Annotated in this window: 16 protein-coding genes; 1 reads left to right on the forward strand and 15 read right to left on the reverse strand. The window is 32.7% G+C overall.

The genetic code is table 11. The annotated features are described in order from the left end of the window. Positions 1–71 precede the first annotated feature (71 nt). Positions 72–3,392: a DNA polymerase III subunit alpha gene (dnaE, locus tag AC1RPQ_RS03290; protein WP_481761353.1), complete on the reverse strand. Its 3,321-nt coding sequence runs from the start codon at positions 3,390–3,392 to the stop codon at positions 72–74. Between the two features lie 132 nt (positions 3,393–3,524). On the opposite strand from dnaE, the gene AC1RPQ_RS03295 reads away from it, so the two are divergent. Then, positions 3,525–3,713: a YjzD family protein gene (locus AC1RPQ_RS03295; RefSeq protein WP_409022496.1), complete on the forward strand. Its 189-nt coding sequence runs from the start codon at positions 3,525–3,527 to the stop codon at positions 3,711–3,713. 120 nt (positions 3,714–3,833) lie between these two features. Here AC1RPQ_RS03295 and pepT read toward each other — a convergent pair whose 3' ends face one another. The 14 genes from pepT to AC1RPQ_RS03365 all read right to left on the reverse strand — a co-directional run bounded on the left by pepT (position 3,834) and on the right by AC1RPQ_RS03365 (position 17,709). Continuing rightward, a complete protein-coding gene (gene pepT / locus AC1RPQ_RS03300; RefSeq protein ID WP_481761354.1) occupies positions 3,834–5,084 on the reverse strand; it encodes a peptidase T in 1,251 nt (416 codons plus the stop codon). A gap of 57 nt (positions 5,085–5,141) precedes the next feature. Beyond that, entirely contained in the window at positions 5,142–5,939 is a 798-nt protein-coding gene (locus AC1RPQ_RS03305) for a Nif3-like dinuclear metal center hexameric protein (protein WP_481761355.1), read from the reverse strand. Next, positions 5,936–6,631, reverse strand: coding sequence for a tRNA (adenine(22)-N(1))-methyltransferase (locus AC1RPQ_RS03310; RefSeq protein WP_481761356.1), 696 nt, complete (start codon positions 6,629–6,631; stop codon positions 5,936–5,938). Before AC1RPQ_RS03310 ends, AC1RPQ_RS03305 begins: the two co-directional genes overlap by 4 nt. 97 nt (positions 6,632–6,728) lie before the next feature. Further along, on the reverse strand, positions 6,729–7,868 hold the full coding sequence (gene rpoD, locus AC1RPQ_RS03315; protein WP_409022492.1) for an RNA polymerase sigma factor RpoD: 1,140 nt from the start codon (positions 7,866–7,868) through the stop codon (positions 6,729–6,731). Positions 7,869–7,882: 14 nt separating this feature from the next. After that, positions 7,883–9,733: a DNA primase gene (dnaG, locus tag AC1RPQ_RS03320; protein WP_481761357.1), complete on the reverse strand. Its 1,851-nt coding sequence runs from the start codon at positions 9,731–9,733 to the stop codon at positions 7,883–7,885. 192 nt (positions 9,734–9,925) lie between these two features. Then, positions 9,926–12,001, reverse strand: coding sequence for a glycine--tRNA ligase subunit beta (glyS, locus tag AC1RPQ_RS03325; protein WP_481761358.1), 2,076 nt, complete (start codon positions 11,999–12,001; stop codon positions 9,926–9,928). A gap of 1 nt (position 12,002) precedes the next feature. Next, positions 12,003–12,920: a glycine--tRNA ligase subunit alpha gene (glyQ, locus tag AC1RPQ_RS03330; RefSeq protein ID WP_409022489.1), complete on the reverse strand. Its 918-nt coding sequence runs from the start codon at positions 12,918–12,920 to the stop codon at positions 12,003–12,005. 270 nt (positions 12,921–13,190) lie between these two features. Next, complete coding sequence (gene recO, locus AC1RPQ_RS03335) at positions 13,191–13,982, reverse strand: DNA repair protein RecO (protein ID WP_481761411.1); 792 nt, start codon at positions 13,980–13,982, stop codon at positions 13,191–13,193. Positions 13,983–14,046: 64 nt separating this feature from the next. Further along, positions 14,047–14,952 carry a GTPase Era gene (gene era, locus AC1RPQ_RS03340; RefSeq protein ID WP_409022487.1) on the reverse strand — a complete coding sequence of 302 codons (906 nt, stop codon included), beginning with the start codon at positions 14,950–14,952 and terminating at the stop codon, positions 14,047–14,049. A 43-nt stretch (positions 14,953–14,995) separates the two neighbouring features. After that, positions 14,996–15,400: a diacylglycerol kinase family protein gene (locus AC1RPQ_RS03345; RefSeq protein ID WP_409022486.1), complete on the reverse strand. Its 405-nt coding sequence runs from the start codon at positions 15,398–15,400 to the stop codon at positions 14,996–14,998. Next, complete coding sequence (gene ybeY / locus AC1RPQ_RS03350; RefSeq protein ID WP_409022485.1) at positions 15,378–15,863, reverse strand: rRNA maturation RNase YbeY; 486 nt, start codon at positions 15,861–15,863, stop codon at positions 15,378–15,380. Before ybeY ends, AC1RPQ_RS03345 begins: the two co-directional genes overlap by 23 nt. A gap of 107 nt (positions 15,864–15,970) precedes the next feature. Next, a complete protein-coding gene (locus AC1RPQ_RS03355) occupies positions 15,971–16,414 on the reverse strand; it encodes a GatB/YqeY domain-containing protein (protein WP_409022484.1) in 444 nt (147 codons plus the stop codon). 17 nt (positions 16,415–16,431) lie between these two features. After that, positions 16,432–16,620, reverse strand: coding sequence for a 30S ribosomal protein S21 (rpsU, locus tag AC1RPQ_RS03360; RefSeq protein ID WP_057973588.1), 189 nt, complete (start codon positions 16,618–16,620; stop codon positions 16,432–16,434). A gap of 198 nt (positions 16,621–16,818) precedes the next feature. Continuing rightward, a complete protein-coding gene (locus AC1RPQ_RS03365; protein ID WP_409022483.1) occupies positions 16,819–17,709 on the reverse strand; it encodes a deoxyribonuclease IV in 891 nt (296 codons plus the stop codon). Between the last annotated feature and the right edge of the window lie 14 nt (positions 17,710–17,723).

A 17,723-nucleotide genomic window follows, 5' to 3' on the forward strand; every position in this document is an offset into this window, starting at 1 on the left:
ACTATATTAACACTTTTCAGAAAAGTTGTCTTGTTAAATGTGAAAATATTTTCAGTATTTTCAAGAATAAATTACTTAATGACGACATTTTCAGAACCTAATATTTTTGTAAGCGCTGTATGTGTTTCTTTGTCGTTCCTTAACCAATAAGTTCTATCTAAACTAATTTTACGATTGTCTTTTTCATAGTACAAAATAACCGGTGTTTGACCTAACCTTATTTTCATGGTTTGCATTAATTTTTCTATTTTTTCATTTGTTGTTTCTTTAGTAATCTTCAAAAACCATTTTTTTTGAGTTATTCGTTTAAAATAATCATCTGCTAATTCTATTTTTTTAACAATAATTTGTAATCCTCTATTTGTTTCAACATCCCCCGAAACGACAACGACCTTATTTTTTTCAAGTAAAGATTCTTTCTGTCGAAATAAATCAGGAAATATTGTCAAATCAATCTCACTTGTTTCATCCGAACCATTTACAAAGGCCATTTGTTGACCCTTCTTTGTTCGAATAACTTTTACTCTCGTAAGATTAACTAAAATGGTTACATGTGTCTTATCAGATATTTCCGATATTTTTTTAAAATCGCTTTGATTTAGCTGTTTCCGATACTTCTCAACCGGATGTCCCGAAAGATACGCACCTAAATATTGTGATTCTTTTTCTAATCGAACCATTAATGGAAAGTTTGATTGTCTTGCTATCTTAGGTGTTAATAATTCAAATAAATTAGTATTATTTCCACTTAAATCAATACTACTAATTAATTCTGGTAGAGCACTAATCAACTCAGCACGATTATATTCAAATTGATCAAAACACCCAGAATATATTAAAGCTGAAATATTTTCCTCATTTAAATATTTTTTATCTATCCGATGCAGGAAGGATTGGAAATCTGTGAACAATTCTTTTTTCCGTAATGTAATGATATGTTCAATAAAGTCTTTTCTAAGTCCTTTAATACTATTTAATCCAAATAAAACAATATTTTGTCTTAAACTAAAACCTACCTCGCTCATATTAATATCAGGTAATTTAATTATTACATGATATTGCTTTGCTTCCACTAAGTATTCTTTTATTTTTTGCGGATTATTACCAACGGAATTTAAAATAGCTTCAAAAAATGCAGCTGGAAAATTAGCTTTAATATAGGCTAATTGAAAAGCAATTTTACTATAGGCAACGGCATGTGAACGATTAAATCCATAATTAGCAAACTGCTCAATATAACTATAAACTGTTTTAGCTACATCTTCTTGAATTCCATTATCATATGCCCCATTGATAAACTGAGTACGCATTTCATCAATAGTCTTTTTTTTCTTTTTACTCATTGCTCGGCGTAGTAAATCAGCTTCACCAAGTGTAAAATTACCCATCTTTGATGCGACCTGCATAACCTGCTCCTGATAAACTAATACACCATAGGTTGACTCAAGAATTTGTTTTAAACTATTGTCCGGAAATGTTATTTTTTCAAGATGATGTTTTCGTGCAATAAATGTATCTATATTTTCCATCGGACCCGGCCGATATAACGCATTTACAGCTGCGATATCTTCAAAAGATGTTGGTTGTAATTTTTTTAAAACATTTTTGATACCATTAGATTCAAATTGGAAAACACCGGATGTATCACCTAATCTAAAAAGAGCTAATGTTTTTTCATCTTCTAAATTAATGAATGCTGGATTGAAGTCTGCTTGATAATTCTTTTTAACCTGTGTTACAGCTTGATCTAAAATATTTAAATTACGTAGACCTAAAATATCGATTTTTAATAAACCAACATTTTCAACTATATCTTTAGAATACTGCGTTAAAAGAATATCCTCACTTCCATTTTGTAACGGAACCACTTCTCGTAAATCAATTTGGCTCAATACGACCCCTGCTGCATGCGTAGAGTAGTGTCTTGGAATCCCTTCGATATGCTGCGCAATTGTAAAAATATTTTTATTTTTGGAACTATCATTAACTAAATTACGTAATTTTTGTGATTGTGCTAGCGCCTCTGTCAACGTAATTTTCAAAACATTTGGAATTGAATCACTCCACCCTTTCATTTCAAAAGGTGATACACCAAATACTCGACCAACATCCCTCAAAGCCTGTTTTGCTGCCATTGTGCCAAATGTAATAATTTGAGCCATGTGATAATGTCCATATTTTTGATGTAAATAATTAAGGATTAGTCCACGTTTATCATCTGGAATATCTAAATCAATATCCGGCATCTGAACACGTTTTGAATTCAAAAAACGTTCAAACAATAAATTATATTTAATTGGATCAACATCCGTAATCGTTAAAACGTAGGCTGTGATCGATCCAGCAGATGACCCTCGTCCTGGGCCAGTTATAATATTTTGCGAATGAGCATAGTTCATAATATCCCAAACGATTAAAAAGTAATCTTCAAATCCCATTTGTTGAATAACGTTTAACTCAAGTTCTAATCTTTGTTTATATTCCTTAGGTACACCATTTGGAAACCGCTCATTTAATCCAGTATTACACATACTTCTCAAATAACTATGTGCTGTTTCATTATTAGGTAATGGATACTCAGGTAGTTTGGGTTGTGAGAATGTTAATTCCAGAGACGTTTCATCTGCTAAATTTTGGGTTTCTTGAATTGCATCTGCCATTAGCAATTCTTGATATTGCTCCGTTATCTCTTTTGGATTTCTTAATGCATATTCTCCCTGAATTTGTTCATCAACTTTATTAATTAAAATCGTTTCACCAGTACTAATTGCCTTTAACACATCAATATCAAACTGATTTTCAGCATCCAAATAAGCTACTTCATCTAGCGCAATTACACGAATATCAAAATTTTGAGCTAAAGATTTAATTGATTGTGCCGTAATTTTATCCATTAAGTGAGATAGGCCAACTCGAATATTTTCTGAACCTATTAAGCTTTGATATTTGGCTAATAATTCTTTTGCATCGGATATTTGACTTTGTTCAATTAAATAACTAAATTCACTTTTTTCACTAGGTGATAATATAAATAAACCGTCTAAATAGTTAGTTAAACTACTAAAGTTTAACTTATCATCATTTAAGGTCATTTTTAAGGTCGATAATTGCATTAAATTTTGATAACCTTGTTTATCTTTTGCAATAAAGGTCAATTCATATTCATGGTTTGTTTCGATTAAACCGGAGATATCTAACGTTAGTCCGATAATTGGCTTAATTTCAGCTTTTTGACAGGCATTATAAAAATCAATTGCACCATACAATGTATTATTATCTGTTAAGGCAATTGCTTTATAGCCTTTACTTTTAGCACTTTGAACAAGATCATTAATTTTAGTGGTGCTTTGTAATAAGCTGAATGAACTTTTAACTTTTAACGGAACAAACATTTTATCCCCCTTTTCACGTATCTATTAATGTTATTATACAAAACTTTTTAACAATACCCAATAGACACTAAAAAGCTTTTGCAAAAATAATTATTTGTGCTAAAATTAGCTTTGAATGTGAGGTGCTGTTCTATGATGAAACAATTAACAATTCTCTTTTGGGGCTTCATTTTTGGTGAAGTAATTGGTTATATCGTAAGCTCACTAACTGGTACATTGTTTGCACCAGTTTTGTTAATCGGTATTATTTTTGCAGTTACCGGCTTAATTGTCGTAAATTGCCTCTACGCCATTCTCAAAGATCCTAAATCAGATAAATAAAAAAAGATAAACTAATTAGTTTATCTTTTTTTTGGCTTTATAAGACTATAAGGAAAAATTTGAGAAAGAAAGGTCTCAATATGTCCTCTAGTTTAACTCATCCACACTATTTAATAATACCTATTTTGTTTCTTCAGATACTAATTTTATAATTTCTAGAACAACATCCGTTGCTTTTTCCATTGTTTCAACTGAAACAAATTCAAATCGCGCATGCATATTTTCTGCTCCAGCAAATATATTTGGTGTTGGTAATCCCATGAATGAGATTTTTGAACCATCTGTCCCACCACGTACTGGATAGATATCCGGTTTAATTGCTAAATTTTCCATAGCTTCTTTAGCAACAGTCACAACAGTCATATCCTTCTCGATTACTTCACGCATATTGTAATATTGATCTACCATATCAATTGTCACACGTTCAGAATCAAAATCAGCATTCATTTTATCAGCAATACCCATCATATACTTTTTGCGATCTTCGAATTTTTGGCGATCATGATCACGAATAATATATACCATTTTTGCTTCATCAACTGTACCTTCTACTGAAATTAAATGGTAAAAACCTTCGCGGCCTTCAGTTTTTTCAGGTACTTCATCTTGTGGTAATAATGAGTCAAATTGATTTGCTAACTTACTTGCATTAATTAAAACACCTTTAGCAGTTGCAGGATGAACTTCCTTACCTTGAATTGAAACGACTGCTTGAGCAGCATTAAATGTTTCATATTCTAATTCACCTAATGGTCCACCATCAACAGTGTAAGCTAAATCAGCTCCAAAATCGGCTACGTCAAATTTATCAGCACCTACCCCAATTTCCTCATCAGGTCCAATACCAACTTTAATGTCACCATGCTTAATTTCAGGATGTGCAACTAAATAAGCTACAGCAGTAATAATTTCAGCTACTCCCGATTTATCATCTGATCCTAATAGTGTTGAACCATCTGTTGTAATTAATGTATTGCCTTTATAATTTTTTAAATTTGGAAATTCTTTAATAGTTAGTTTAAATTTACCATCATCGTCAAGATTAATATCAGATTCGCCATCATAATTTTCAACGAATTGGGGGTTAACACCCTCTGCTGTAAATGCAGCTGTATCCATATGTGAAATAAAACCAACCGCTTTAACGTTTTTACCAGCTTCTAAATTACTTGGTAATGTTGCTAAAACATACCCACTTTTTTTAGAAATACGTGCATCCTTTAATCCAATTTGTAAAAGTTCTTCCTTTAATTCTTTCGCAAATTCAACTTGAGTTTGCGTTGAAGGAGTTACCCCTGAATTTTCATCAGAACGAGTTTCTACTTTAACATACTTAATAAAACGTGGAATTAATTCTTCATATTTTGTCATGATAGCGTATCTCCTAATCTATTATTTAATATCTCTAATCATACTCTAATTTTAAAATTAAATAAACTGAAATGGATCTGTATTAATATCTGATTCAATAATCTCAATTTGCCAATTATTTTCTAGATTCCATTCTCCAAATAACCGTTTCAATTGTGCTTTACAGATACTTTCAACATGATGGCCCGGATCAATAACTGACAACCCTTCTGCTAACATGTCATGAGCCGTGTGGTAGTAGACATCTCCTGTTACGTAAACATCCGCCTGCTGCTTAATTGCCTCATGATAAAATTTACCACCATCACCACCTAGAACTGCAACACGCTTAATTGATTGCGTCAAATCATTAGAAATCAGTCTTAATCCACTTATGTTAAATTGCTTCTTACAATATTCAGAAAATTCAATAACAGTCATAGGACTAGTTAAATTTCCGATTCGACCCATTCCATAATCTGAACTATTTGTATGCACTAACGGGATTGTTTCTTGTAATTTTAAACGACTCGCTAACCAATCATTCATCCCACCTGTAACATTGTCTAAATTAGTATGAGCTGCATACACTGTTATATTATGACTCAATAAATCGGCATACATTTTATTTTGAGGATTCGTAGTATCCAAATTTTTTGCCGGTCTAAATATTAATGGATGATGTGCGAAAATAAAATCTACATTTTTATTAATTGCTTCTTGGACAACTTCTGGACGAACATCTAAAGTTGTCATTACTTTAGTAACAGTATTATTAATATCACCTAATTGTAGGCCTACTGGATCACCAATTTCAGCCATACTTTTTGGAGCAAATACTTCGAATTGATTGACTAAATCAATAATTTTTGTCATCCCAGCATCTCCTCAATTTCTTTGATATCAACTTCTAATATCCTTTTTTTATCAATAGGAACTTTATTTGCTGCCTCAAAATTTTTTAAAACTTTACGCTTTTTTTCCATTTGCTTGTGCCATTTAGCTTTGAATACATCGCTTTGCTCAATTCTTAATTTAGGTCCATACTTTAAATCTAATATCGAGTAGCTCATTTTAGTGTTAACTTTCTCAGCAACAATAATTTCATAGACATGATGGTCGTCTTCGACAATATCTTCATCAATAATTTGATATGAATGATCCATTAACCATTCTCTTATTAATTTTTGTCCAACATTAGGTTGAATAATTAAACGACGGACACCCGTTAATTTTTCTAAATCGGCAGTAAATATATCCTTTATTAAAGGGCCACCCATTCCGGCAATTGTGATAGTATCAATATTATCGTCTAATTTAATTGCCTTTAACCCATTAGCTAATCTTGGCATTATCATGTGGTCTAATCGTTCTGTATTAATTTCTGTTACGGCATTTTCATAAGGCCCTTTAGCTACTTCTCCAGCAACAGCATATGAAATAATTTTATTAATAGCTAAATACGCAGGTAAGTAAGCATGATCCGATCCAATATCGGCCAATCGTGCATTTTTTGGTACAAATTTTGCAACTCGAACTAATCGATCTGATAAATGTCGTGCATCCATTTCTTGATCCTCTTCTTTCGTATCTTATCTTTTCTTATTATAACTAAAAAAGGACCATTATAAAACAGGTTTCGTTTTATAATGGTCCTTAAATTTTTTATTCTAAGAAATCTTTTAATTGTTTTGAACGAGATGGATGGCGTAGTTTACGTAATGCTTTAGCTTCAATTTGACGAATACGTTCACGTGTCACTCCAAACACTTTACCAACTTCTTCAAGTGTTCTTGTGCGACCATCATCAAGACCGAATCTTAAACGCAGAACATTTTCTTCACGATCTGTTAATGTATCAAGAACATTTTCTAGTTGCTCCTTCAAGAGTTCATAAGCCGCATGGTCAGCTGGACTAGTTGCATCTTGATCTTCAATAAAATCACCTAAATGTGAATCATCTTCTTCACCAATTGGTGTCTCTAATGAAACAGGTTCTTGAGCAATTTTTAAAATTTCACGAACTTTTTCGGCTGGCATAGCTGGCATATCCATTTCAGCACCAATTTCTTCAGGAATTGGTTCGCGAACAAGTTCTTGTAATAATTGGCGTTGAATTCTGATTAATTTATTAATTGTTTCAACCATATGAACTGGAATTCTAATTGTACGTGCTTGATCAGCAATAGCACGTGTAATTGCTTGTCTAATCCACCATGTCGCATATGTTGAGAATTTAAATCCTTTACGATAATCAAATTTCTCAACAGCCTTCATTAATCCCATGTTACCCTCTTGAATTAAATCAAGAAATTGCATTCCACGACCAACGTAACGTTTAGCAATTGAAACAACTAAACGTAAATTAGCTTCTGCCAATTTTTGTTTTGCTTCTTCGTCGCCTTCTTCAATTTTTAATGCTAAAGCAACTTCTTCTTCAGCTTTTAAAAGGTTAACACGACCAATTTCTTTCAAATACATTCTAACTGGGTCATTAATTTTTATTCCAGTTGGTGCTGATGTGTCTTTTAAAGCTTTCTTTGTAACTTTTTCAGCTGCTTTTAAACTATGTTCACTTGGGTTTCCCTCTTCATCAACAACAGCAATACCAGCATCTGCGACTTTTTGAAGTAATTTATCCATACGATCAGCATCTAAATGGAATGGTGTTGCTAGTTCATCTGTTAAATTATCATACTTAATTTCTTTTTTTACTTTATATTCCTTGATCAACTTCGTTTGTGCTTTTTTAAAGCCTTTTTCGTCAAATTCTGATTCTTCAACTTTTTCTACTTTTTTTACCATTAATAATTCCTCCCTTAGATGGATGTTCGTGGTACTTGTTGTTTTTGATATAATGCAATTAACTTAACTGATAATTCATTGGTTAGTTCTGTATTGCCAAGACGATTTGCTTCCATAAGATCTGATCGAACTTGATTAATTGATTGTTCCATCGGCGAATCATTCATAATGACGGACACACAATCATCAAATTCATCCTCTGAAGACTCTTCTGCAACTGTCATCAGCTCTATTTGCATTAAAAATCTCTTTGAAGACTCTTCTGGCAAGTAATCTAAAAAACTAGCAATTTCATATTGCTCATGTAATTCTAAATAGCCTTCAGCTAACGTATATATTAACTGATAACTATCATGAACAAAACTAAAATCATCAATTGATCGAATTTTCAGCCAAGCTGTATGATCATGTAATATACGATAAAGCAATAATCTTTCAGCTCTTTCAACACGATCAATTTTTTCATCGCTCATGACCTCTGAGCGATTTTCTACAGGTGGTTCATCTGTTCGAACCCTTGGAACTTGATTAACTTGTTGCACTACTTTTGGTTGAACGGCAACTAAATCAATTAACTGTTGTCTTAGAATTCCTTTATCAATTTTAAATTCATCTGCCAACTGATTAATATAAATATCTTGCTCAAACGGCGTTTTAATTGTAGTTAAAACTTGTAGTACTTGATCAATATAATCAATTTGCTCACTTTCATTTTTTAAGTTTTTATTTCGTTTCAAAAAATTCATTTTGAATGAAATAACCGTCTCTCGAGCAGAGTGAGCTAACTCCAGAAACGCTTCTTTACCATTTTTTTTAACAAACTCATCAGGATCCATACCGTTAGGAATGGCTAGCACGCCAACTTTCATTTTTGTCTGATTCGCTAGCAGGTTCAAAGCACGATTTGTTGCATTTTGCCCGGGTTCATCCCCATCATAACAAATATTTAATTGTGATGTTGAACGTTCTAACAAATAAATTTGTTCATTTGTTAAACTTGTTCCCATAGAGGCGACACCATTTTTAACTCCAGAGCGGTATGCTGCTAAAACATCCATAAATCCTTCGAACAAAATAACATTTCCTTCTGTCCGAATTTCTTTTTTTGCCAAATCGTAATTAAATAGAATCTCTCTTTTATTAAAAATAGGCGTTTCAGGACTGTTTAAATATTTAGGTAATTCTTTATTTTTTTCAAGCAGACGACCTGAAAAGGCAACAACTTGACCATTTTGATTTCTAATCGGAAACATCACTCGATCAATAAATCGTTCACGCAAATCACCTGTTTGATTTTCAATAAATAGTCCAGACTGCCTTAATAATTGATAGTCTACTTTCTTTTCCTTAAAAAAATCTTGTAAGACCGATTTCCCAGGCGCAAATCCAATTTGGAAAGTTTTGATAATTTCATCCGTTATACCACGATTATGCAGGTAATCTAATGCCTTTTGACCCATTTCTGTATTCATTAAAATGTGTTGATATAATTTAGCACCGTCATCATGAATTTGCTTTAACTGACGATTTTCAGTTGATTCTTGTGTCCTTGCTGACTGAGATTCAGAATATTTACTATCGATATCCATTCCTGAAAATTCTGCAACTTTATTGACAGATTCTGGAAAGCTAAGTCCCTCTAGCTCAATTAAGAACTTAAAAACATTCCCACCTCTTCCACAGCTAAAACAGTGAAAAATTTGTTTCTCTTCGCTTACAGAAAATGAAGGCGTTTTTTCTTCATGAAATGGACATAAACCCATAAAATTACTACCAGATTTTTTTAATCCGACATACTGACTAATGATATCAGTAATATTCACACTAGTTCGCACCTGTTCAATTACGTTTTCGGGTATTCTCATTCCAACTACTCACCTCCAAAACTAACGATACGAAGTTACCTATATTTTGAGTACCCATAATAATAGCATTTATTTGACATAAATACAATTATTAGCTTCAAGTAATAGACACTTTTGTCAAATATGACTATTCTGATTCTATTACCAAACAAAAAAGGAATTTATCTTCACAGATAAATTCTCATTTTTATATTACTTAATATTTAATTTACTTAAATTACCTAATTTTGAACTCATCTTAGCAATTAAACTCAATTGATTTAAGCGATTATTTTTAATTTTTGTATCATCAACCATAACCATTGTCTGGTCAAAATAATTTTCAATTAGCGGACGAATCTCGCTTAATGTAGTATATAACTTCTCTGACGTTAAATCTGCCAACTGACTTTGGATTATTTCAACTCGTTCAAATAAATCTTTTTCAGCAGTATTATCTAATAATACTTGTTCAACAACTAGATTAGTTGCCTCATTTTTATCTGCTAGCTTTAATACACGATTGATTGCTTCAACGGTCTCCTTGAAATCCTTATCATTTTTATGATTTTCTAAGGTTACAGCGGCCTCTGACATAACTAATAAATCTGCATCTGTACTTTCAACAACACTTTCAATTACATCATAACTGACGTTTTTATTTGAAAGCCATTGCTTCATACGATCATTAACAAAACTTAAAATATCTTTATCATTTTCGCCAACAGTCATCTTGGTAAATAAATCTGGATGTATCGTTGCCAATTCCTTAATATCGTTCAGTACCTCAAGTGGTGAAAAATGCCACTGACGATCTTCAACAATTCTAACTATCCCAAACGCTTGACGACGAAGTGCATAGGGATCATTTGATCCAGTTGGAATTAATCCAACTGAGAAGAAACTTGACATGCTGTCCAACTTATCAGCAATTGCTAAAACTGCACCAATTTTTGATTTAGGTAGTTCGCCATCAGCACTAATTGGCATATAGTGTTCAGAAATTGCTTGTGCAACAGTTGGATTTTCGCCCATTAGCAAGGCATATTTCTCACCCATAATTCCTTGAAGTTCAGAAAATTCTCCAACCATCCCTGTTACCAAATCAAATTTATAAATTTCACTTGTTCTTTGTAAAAGAGATAATTCATGGTCATTTAAGCCAAGGCGTTTACCAATGATTTGTGCCATTAATTGAACACGTTCCATTTTTTCAGACATTGATCCAATTTTATCATGGAATGTGACATTTTTTAATCGCTCTACATAATCATTAATCGTTTGTTTTTGATCTTCTTGGTAGAAAAATGCAGCATCTTCCAATCGTGCTGTAAGAACCTTTTCATTGCCTGCTTCGACGTTAGCAATGTTAGCTTCTGTCCCATTACGAACTGAGACGAACATTGGTAAGATTTCATCGTTTTGGCCACGCACATAAAAGAATCTTTGATGGTCTTTCATTGAAGTCATTAGAACAACATCAGGAATATCTAAATATTTCTTATCAAAATGACCAGAAAATACTGTTGGATATTCAACTAAATTGTTAACTTCTTCCAAAAGATCCTCATCAAGAATAATATGCCAGTCTTGATTATTTTCAAGATTAGTAATTTGTGTTCTAATCATTTCTTTTCGTCTATTAGAATCAACGATTACATATTGTTCTTCTAATTTTTTAACATACTCTGTTACTGAGGCTAAATCTACAGCTTCTCCTAAAAAACGATGGCCTTGCGTTTGGCGGCCAGATTTAATATTTAAAATACTGAATGGAATAACGTCACTATCAAGTAACGCAACTATCCAACGAATTGGTCTAACATATTTAAAGTCATAATTTGCCCAGTGCATCATTGTTGGGAATGTCATCGCTTCAATCACATCTTTAATCTGAACCAAAATATCTTTGGCAGATTTACCAGCGATAAATTTATTTACATAGACATACTCAACGCCTTTTAATTCTTTAAACGTTATATCGTCTGTTGTTACTCCTTGTCCACGGACAAAGCCTTTTGCAGCATTAGACCAATTTCCTTCATCATCCATGGCAATTTTCTTTGCAGGTCCTTTAGCTTCTTCTTGAATATCTGCTTGTTTATCAGCCAAACCAGTCACTTCAACAGCTAAACGTCTGGGTGTTGAGAATGCCTTTATTTCGTCAAATGATAACCGTTGCTCTGTTAAAAAGTCACCTACACGTTTAGCCAATTGATTTTGGCTAGGTGTAACAACATGAGCAGGAATTTCTTCTAACCCAATTTCTAATAAAAAGGAATGTGTCATCTTATTTATCCTCCTTTAATAATTTACTACGAAGTTTTTCATCTTTTAGTAATGGGTAGCCTAATTTTTTACGCTCCTGTACGAAAACTTTAGCAATTGATTTAGCCATATTTCTAATTCTTGCTAAATATCCAGCACGTTCAGTAACAGAAACGGCTCCTCGAGCATCTAATAAATTAAATGTATGACTACATTTTAAAACATAATCGTATGCCGGATGAACTAACCCATTGGCAATCTGTTTTTTGGCTTCTGTTTCATATACATCAAACAAATTAAATAACATTTCTTGATTGCTTTCTTCAAATGAATATTTAGAATTTTCATATTCTGGTTCTTTAAATATGTCGCCGTACATGACCCCATCAGCCCATTCAAGATCATAAACACTCTCAACATCTTGAATATATGAAGAAAGGCGCTCTAAACCATAAGTAACTTCACTAGTGACGGGATGTACCTCTAATCCACCAACCTGTTGGAAATAAGTAAATTGTGTAACTTCCATACCATCAAGCCAAACTTCCCAGCCAACACCAGCACAACCCATTGATGGGTTTTCCCAGTTGTCTTCAACAAATCGAATATCATGTTCAGCTGGATCAATACCTAATGCACGCAAACTATCCAAATATAAATCTTGAATATTTGCAGGAGATGGTTTCATCACAACTTGAAATTGATGATGTTGGTACAAACGATTGGGATTTTCGCCATAACGACCATCTGCAGGACGTCTTGAAGGTTCAACGTATGCAGCATTCCATGGTTCTGGTCCAATTGCACGTAAAAATGTGTAAGGGCTCATAGTTCCAGCACCTTTTTCTGTATCATAAGCCTCCATTAACATACAACCCTGATCAGCCCAGAATTTTTGTAATGTCATAATAATATCTTGAACAGCTAACTTTTTTGACATAGTATTCCTCCTTATTTTTAAGCACAAAAAAACCTATGCAGTCTTATAGACCACATAGGGACGATTTTAATATCGCGGTTCCACCCTACTTCTGGTTCAATTCAACCAGCAGCTTCATTAACAAAGGACTCCGAAAATGCCAATAAAAATAATTAATTACTTAGCTTGCACTAATCCTAAGTTCGCTTTAATAACTATTCTTACCCTTTTTCATCATAATCCCGCTATTTATTTCTCTATAATCATAGTTTAGAAATAAGTATTTGTCAATTATATTTCAGTATTTTTCTTTAATGAGACTGGCCAAGAACTGATTCCATCGATAAATTTTTTACTTTTCAAATTTAATCCAACACTATTATCATAAATAACATCAATAATACGACGTAATTCCTTTTTGGTACTCTCAGCAACCTTGATTGAATTTAATTTATCAAGATTCACTACAGAAAATTGTCTCAAATAAAAAATTGTTTTTTGAGTAGCATGAAGTCGATTATTATCAAGATACCAATGTTTAGAACACAGTAGCCCACCGTAAGATTCTGAATAATCAAATTCTCCCTGCGTTTCGCCACCAACTGCACAGACCTGCAATTGAGGCTGTACACCAAAAACTGTTAATAGCTGAATTTCAATAATATTTGTAATAATTTCTGGATCAAATTCTTCGTTAATCAATCGAATTGCTGTCACAACTTTTCGGTACCAAACAGAGATGGGTTCGTTATCTTTGAATGCAGCATCAATTAAACTAAAAATATAAATGGTATAAGCATTACTGATTATATCCTGTGAAATCGTTTGAAATTGTTCAAACTCTTTAGCAGTATTAATAAATGATAATCCGTTGTCATTTATACTCCCACTGTAAGTTCCGATTGTAAATGGTAGTAAAGCAGCAGATAATTTGAATCCTCGTTTTCTAGCACCTTTAATAAAAAACATTTTTTTACCATAACGATCGGTTAAAAATTTCACTAAAAGATCACGTTCTTTATATTCTTTACGATAAAGTAAAATCCCTTCAAAATCTGCATTATTCTGAACGATACTATGCATCCCCTTTCCATGAGCAAATAAAAATCGGAACAAAAATTATCTTGTTCCGATCATTAGTTACTTCTTAATAGTCATCTTCACGGTAACCAAATGCTTTTAAATCAGTCTGTTTATCTCGCCAATTTTTTTGAACTTTAACCCAAAGTTCCAAATAAACGCGATCACCAAGCATCGTTTCGATATCTTTTCTAGCTTTAACACCGATATCTTTTAACATTTTACCACCTTTACCAATAATAATACCTTTTTGCGTTGGACGTTCAACGATAATTGTTGCAGAAATGTGCAATTTTTCTTCGTCCTCTTTTTTTATATCTTCAACCAAAACGGCAACTGAGTGAGGAACTTCTTCTCGTGTTAATTGTAAAACTTTTTCACGAATTAGTTCACCCATAACAAAACGTTCTGGATGATCTGTAATTTGATCTTCTGGGTAAAACTGGGGTCCTTCAGGTAATTCACTAATTAATGAATCAACAAGCTCATCGACGTTATTTCCTTTAAGTGCTGAAATTGGGAAAACTTCTTTATAGTCCAAAGATTCTCGATACGTTTCCACAATAGCTAATATTTCATCAGGGTGAATTTGGTCAATTTTATTAATAACCAAATAAATTGGTTTCTTAGTATCTTTTAATCGATCAATAATAAAATTATCTCCTGGTCCACGTTTTTCTGTTGCATTAACCATAAATAAAATAGCATCAACTTCACCAAGTGTTGAAAGTGCTGATTTGACCATAAAATCACCTAAACGACTCTTTGGTTTATGAACACCAGGTGTATCAATAAAGACAATTTGTGCATCATCTGTTGTATAAATACCTTGAATTTTATTTCTGGTCGTTTGTGCCTTATCACTCATAATAGCAATTTTTTGACCCATAACATTGTTTAAAAATGTTGATTTTCCAACATTTGGTCGTCCTAAAATTGCCACAAATCCTGAATGAAACTTTTTATTTTGCATTAATTAATTCTCCTCTTATTTATGTACCTTTTATTATAATTGACTAATCAAAAACTAATTCTAACAGTTGTGGGATAAAAATAAGACATCCAACAATCATCGCAAATAGTGCCGAAAGTAAGACAGCAGCAGCTGACATATCTTTAACTTTTTTTGCAATCTCATTATATTTATGACCAGTTGTCAGATCAACCAGATTCTCTATAACTGTGTTCCAAACTTCATTAATAATAACCATACTAATGCTAAGAGCTAGCCATAGCCACTCTGTTTCAGAAATTTGAAAAATTGCCGCACAAATAGATACTAGTATCATCATGGCTACATGTTTTTTCATATTTCTTTCTTCTTTAAAAACCGTAACAAGGCCATCTAGAGAATGTCCTAGTGACAACAAAAATGTTCGATTTTTTTTAACTTGGCGCTTATCGTTTAAGGCCATAAGCATCTAATATCTCTGTTTGTAATCCAAACATTTCTTTTTCATCTTCAGGTTCCATATGATCGTAACCATTTAGGTGTAAGAACCCATGGACTGTCAAAAATCCCAATTCACGTTCATAAGAATGACCATAATCAACTGCTTGTTCAGCAACTTTTTCAGTTGAAATCATGATATCACCGATATTTTTAGCAATTTCAGGCATATCCATACCTTCATCATCAGGAAAAATAATTGGCATATCATCTCCATCTTCTTCGATTGCGAAGCTGATGACGTCAGTTGGTCTATCTACATTTCGATATTCACGATTAATTTTGTGAATTTCTTCATTATTCATTAAAGTAACTGACATTTCTGTTTCATCAGGTAATTTTATTTTCTTACCCGCAAAATTAAGAATTTCTTTAATTAATGTTATATTTTTTTCTGGTTCTGCCTTAGTGTGGTCAAAAATTTCTAAATCCATAATAACCCTCTTTAAATTCGTTTTATATGTCCCAAAGTTACTCAACTCAAATAATAGCATAAAAAAAAAGGAACTACAATTCAAGTTGAATTGTAATTCCTTTTTCGCTAATTTAATAATGATTTAACTGTCTCACTTATAACCTTACCATCAGCGCGTCCCTTAAGTTTAGGAATAACCGCACCCATGACTTTTCCAAAATCAGCTTTTGATGTTGCACCAACTTGTGAAATAACTTCTTTCACGACATCAGTAACTTCTTCAGCTGATAATTGTTCAGGTAAATATTTTTCGACAATTTTTATTTCCATATCAAGATTTTCTAAAAGATCATCTCGACCGGCATCTTTGAATTCTGCATAAGATTCTTTGCGTTGTTTTAACTCGCGAGCCAATAAAACAGTTTCATCATCAACTGATAAATCATGACCTGCTTTAATTTCTTCGTTTGTAACAGCTGCTTTAAGCATTCTTACAGTACTTAAAGTTTGTTTGTCTTTTGCTTTCATCGCTTGTTTTAAATCGTTATTAAGTGTTTCTAATAGACTCAACGTGATTCCTCCCTAGACTAGAAGCGTTTCTTAGTTGTTTTACGCTTTCTTGCTGCTTCGGATTTCTTCTTACGTTTCACACTTGGCTTTTCATAGAATTCGCGTTTACGGTATTCTTGTAATGTACCTGTTTTAGAAACGGAACGTTTAAAGCGACGAAGAGCATCATCGAGAGATTCGTTTTTACGTACGACTGTCTTTGACATAGATATCCCTCCCTCCGAGCTTGAATGTAACCGTCTTTTTATGCATTAAGTTGCATCGTCGAACTGTCCTTGTTCATTATAACTAAAGTCTTTATCGCCGTCAATAAATCTTTTATAAAATATTTGAGATAATACAAAAAATATACTTTTTTTTAACAAATTAAGCATAAATCAATTGATCTAAATCAATAAACAGCTTTAATTTAACCCAAGTTCCGTTAATAGATTAGGATTAAAGGTATTTTCTTTAAACATCAAAATTTCTTTTTGATATGGTGATTGTTGATTTTTTTTATCTACACCTACATATGGTGTTTCTAATATTTTAGGTACCTTACTAAATCTTTCGTCATGTACAATACTATTTAATGCATCAAACCCAATTTCACCAAAGCCAATATTAGCATGTCTATCTTTATGACTTCCTTGAACATTTTTTGAATCGTTAATATGAAAGACTTTCAATCGATCAATTCCAATAATATCATCAAACTTTTCTATAACAGATTCAAAGTCATCTTTAATATTATATCCAGCATCACTAGTATGACATGTATCAAACGTAACAGATAATTTATCATTCAACTTCACACCATCAATCATTTGTGCAATCTGTTCAAATGTTCGTCCAACCTCTGTACCCTTGCCCGCCATTGTTTCAATAGCAATTTGAATTTTTTGGTCTGAAGTCAAAACTTCGTTTAATCCTTCAATGATATGTTTAATTGCAGCTTCATCTCCCGCACCTACATGAGCACCAGGATGGAGAGTCATTTGAGTAGCACCTAATGCTTCGGCCCTATCTATTTCAGCTTTCAAAAAATTGATTGCAAATGTAAAATTCTCTGGTTTAACTGTATTTCCTAAATTGATAATATAAGGGGCATGAACAACTATATCACTTAATCCATGTTCCACCATAAAGGCTTTACCTTTTGGAATATTCATCTCTGAAATATCTTTTCGCCTTGTATTTTGAGGTGCTCCCGTATAAATCATAAATGTACTTGCTCCATTATTCGAAGCCTCTTCGGCGGAACCAAGTAACATATCTTTTCCCTTCATACTAACATGTGATCCTATCAACATTATCCTTACCCCTT

The sequence above is a fragment of the Dellaglioa sp. CoH-57-MRSF-21 genome (assembly GCF_056781915.1).

Bases quoted from the DNA above. Each gene is read 5' to 3' on its own strand.
- ybeY (WP_409022485.1), bottom strand. From the start codon at position 15,863: ATGGATTTAGAAATTTTTGACCACACTAAGGCAGAACCAGAAAAAAAT.
- dnaE (WP_481761353.1), bottom strand. From the start codon at position 3,392: ATGTTTGTTCCGTTAAAAGTTAAAAGTTCATTCAGCTTATTACAAAGC.
- AC1RPQ_RS03345 (WP_409022486.1), bottom strand. From the start codon at position 15,400: ATGCTTATGGCCTTAAACGATAAGCGCCAAGTTAAAAAAAATCGAACA.
- pepT (WP_481761354.1), bottom strand. From the start codon at position 5,084: ATGACAAAATATGAAGAATTAATTCCACGTTTTATTAAGTATGTTAAA.
- AC1RPQ_RS03310 (WP_481761356.1), bottom strand. From the start codon at position 6,631: ATGGATGCACGACATTTATCAGATCGATTAGTTCGAGTTGCAAAATTT.
- AC1RPQ_RS03305 (WP_481761355.1), bottom strand. From the start codon at position 5,939: ATGACAAAAATTATTGATTTAGTCAATCAATTCGAAGTATTTGCTCCA.
- rpoD (WP_409022492.1), bottom strand. From the start codon at position 7,868: ATGGTAAAAAAAGTAGAAAAAGTTGAAGAATCAGAATTTGACGAAAAA.
- glyS (WP_481761358.1), bottom strand. From the start codon at position 12,001: ATGACACATTCCTTTTTATTAGAAATTGGGTTAGAAGAAATTCCTGCT.
- glyQ (WP_409022489.1), bottom strand. From the start codon at position 12,920: ATGTCAAAAAAGTTAGCTGTTCAAGATATTATTATGACATTACAAAAA.
- rpsU (WP_057973588.1), bottom strand. From the start codon at position 16,620: ATGTCAAAGACAGTCGTACGTAAAAACGAATCTCTCGATGATGCTCTT.
- recO (WP_481761411.1), bottom strand. From the start codon at position 13,982: ATGCATAGTATCGTTCAGAATAATGCAGATTTTGAAGGGATTTTACTT.
- era (WP_409022487.1), bottom strand. From the start codon at position 14,952: ATGCAAAATAAAAAGTTTCATTCAGGATTTGTGGCAATTTTAGGACGA.
- AC1RPQ_RS03365 (WP_409022483.1), bottom strand. From the start codon at position 17,709: ATGTTGATAGGATCACATGTTAGTATGAAGGGAAAAGATATGTTACTT.
- dnaG (WP_481761357.1), bottom strand. From the start codon at position 9,733: ATGAGAATACCCGAAAACGTAATTGAACAGGTGCGAACTAGTGTGAAT.
- AC1RPQ_RS03295 (WP_409022496.1), top strand. From the start codon at position 3,525: ATGATGAAACAATTAACAATTCTCTTTTGGGGCTTCATTTTTGGTGAA.